This window comes from Bilophila wadsworthia ATCC 49260 (genome assembly GCF_000701705.1).
GTDB lineage: Bacteria > Desulfobacterota > Desulfovibrionia > Desulfovibrionales > Desulfovibrionaceae > Bilophila > Bilophila wadsworthia.
In genome coordinates this window covers 2,878-5,109 of the sequence record NZ_KL370819.1, presented here as the reverse complement: position 1 = coordinate 5,109, position 2,232 = coordinate 2,878, and the positions used below count along the sequence as shown (strand labels likewise).

Annotated in this window: 3 protein-coding genes; all 3 read right to left on the bottom strand. The window is 63.8% G+C overall.

Going from position 1 to position 2,232, the window contains the following annotated elements; genetic code table 11:
- Positions 1 to 45 precede the first annotated feature (45 nt).
- The gene (locus tag T370_RS0122475; RefSeq protein WP_029437090.1) at positions 46 to 1,443 is read right to left on the bottom strand and encodes a hypothetical protein; all 1,398 of its coding nucleotides are present in this window, start codon (positions 1,441 to 1,443) and stop codon (positions 46 to 48) included.
- The gene (locus T370_RS0122470; RefSeq protein WP_029437089.1) at positions 1,440 to 1,877 is read right to left on the bottom strand and encodes a hypothetical protein; all 438 of its coding nucleotides are present in this window, start codon (positions 1,875 to 1,877) and stop codon (positions 1,440 to 1,442) included. The genes T370_RS0122475 and T370_RS0122470 overlap by 4 nt, the downstream gene beginning before the upstream one ends.
- Positions 1,877 to 2,232: hypothetical protein (locus T370_RS25475; protein ID WP_029437088.1), on the bottom strand; the 356-nt coding region annotated here is incomplete at its 5' end. The genes T370_RS0122470 and T370_RS25475, both read right to left, overlap by 1 nt.

Below are 2,232 nucleotides of genomic sequence, written 5' to 3'. Positions count from 1 at the left end.
CTTGGAGAATGGCCCCGCCGGAAAAGGAGACGGCGGGAGCCGGAGCTATTCGAGGATGATTTCCACGGCGTCTTCGAGTGCCACGCCGAGGATGTCGGAGGATTGCGAAAGGGTGACGGTCGCGGAATCGGCGTTGATGGCGGGCATCTTGTTCTTGATGCGGGGGCAGGCCACGACGACCTTGCGGCCTTCCTCGCTGCCGAATTCCGCGTCGAACCGGACTTCCTTGCCCTCGCTGCCTTCCCTGAGCCGTTTGGCGGCGTCGTTGCGCATGTAGTATTCAAAATCCACGCTGGAGGCCCTCATGGTGTCGATGGGCTGGCCGGGGAAGTGGTCGCCAAGCTCGTCGGTAAACTCCGTGGGTGTGGAGAACTTGATGGTGCAGGAGCGCATTTTCCCGGTTGTCCCGTCGATGCGGATAACGGAATCGGTATTCTCCATCTCCGCGCCGATGGCGGGGCCGTAGGGCATCCACCACGTTACCACGTCATCCACGGCCCATGCGCCGGAGATGCCGGGCGCGACGGTCAGTGTGTTCGTACGTTCGTCCACGGCGGTCACGGCGTAGCCCTTGCCGGAATTGTCGTCCGACTTGGTGGTGTTCTGGATTTTCTGCCCCACGAAAAACACTTTCGCGTCCTCGACGGCGATGGAAGTCGCGGACGTCTGCGCCTCAGCCGCCACAGAGGAAGGCCCGGCGTTGAAGACCCGGCATCCGGTGAGCGTCCCGGTCAGCTCCACGGCCCCTTCCTTGGTGACGGAGATGCTGGCGTCCGTGACGTGGCAGCCCTGCACGGCTTGCAACGTCTTGTCGATGACGATCCATGCGGAAACGTTGGGGCGGCACAGGGCTTGTACGAAGGCCCGGCTTTTCAGGGAGACGGCGGCACCGGACGCGCCGGACGCCGCCGTGGTGCCCTTGTACCCTCTGGTCAGTTCGGAGAGGAGCCATTTGCCGGGGCTGGCGGCGTCTTTCACAGCTTTGCGGTAACGGATCAATTCCTTGCCTGACGGGGTGCTGGTCACTTCGATGACGCCGCGCAGAGGGACATGGCCCGACGTCACGGTGACGACAAGCTGCGCGTCGCTGTCCGTGAGGGCGTCGGCAAGGGTTCCGGTGAAGGGTGCCGCCAGCTTGCCCTGAAGCGCCTGCATGAGTGCGTCCCCCTGCATGGCGGCATCCAGAGCGGTGGGGCGCAGGTACATGCCGAAGTTGGCGGTGGCGGGGCTGGCACTGCTGTTGAACACGTTCAGTTTATTGAGCGTATTCGCCTTTTCCTTGCTGTCGGAGGTTGGGATTTCCTGATTGGCGAACACATCGGCGGTGACGTTGATAATGTCGGTTACGGCTGGGAATTCGAGCGTTTTGTCCGCGCTCTCCTTCACCACCCACATATTCTGGTTTCGGGAAAGGGCGACGTTCGGGCAGGTGTTTTCGCTCATGCTTTGCTCCTCTGAGTCGTATAAAAGGTGTGCAGATCGACGGTGACGGACAGGGTATAGCGCCCATCCTGTCCCGTTCCTGGCTCCTGTAGCGTTGTTTCCTCGCATCGGAGTTCCCCGCCGGAAGGCAAGGGGAGGGCGGTACGGCGGAAGGCGTTTTCGATGCGCCCCTGCAAGGCGTAGCCCGCGGGGACGGGCATGTCCGGGGGCAGGGACAGCGTGACGACATAGACGCCCACGCGCTTGGAGAGGGCGTCCGGCCCGCCGAGTTCCCCACGGAAGCTCTTGCCCATGTTCAGCTTGCGGGCGACGAGCACCTGATCGGGTGAAGGCGTGGTCTTTTGCCCCATTGGAAGGATGCGGGCGTCGGCGCCGACCGTCTGGAAGAGCAGGGCGTCCAGCACGGCGTAGAGATCGAAGAGGCTCGCGTACATCAGGCTTCCCTCGCCATTTGCCCGAGCTGTTCCGCGGCCTCCCGGAAGGTAAGGGCGATGAAGCCCGCGGGGGCCTGCTCGGACCATCCGGCCTCAAGGAAAGGCATATAGTCGAGATCGCTTGTGATGCTGAACGACTCCGCGTCGGCCCCCACTTTGGCGATGGCTTGTTCCACGGCGGCCGACACGTCGCCCCGAAACTCGGGGTAATCGCCCGCCGGGGGCACGGCGTCGCTCGGTTCCGCGCCGAGGTTCCATGACGCCCGCGCCCGGCCCGTGTCTTCCGGGGTGCGTTCCACTAGCGTCCGGTAGGCTTCAAAGGCCACCAGCGCGACGGTACTCCGGGCGTATTCCG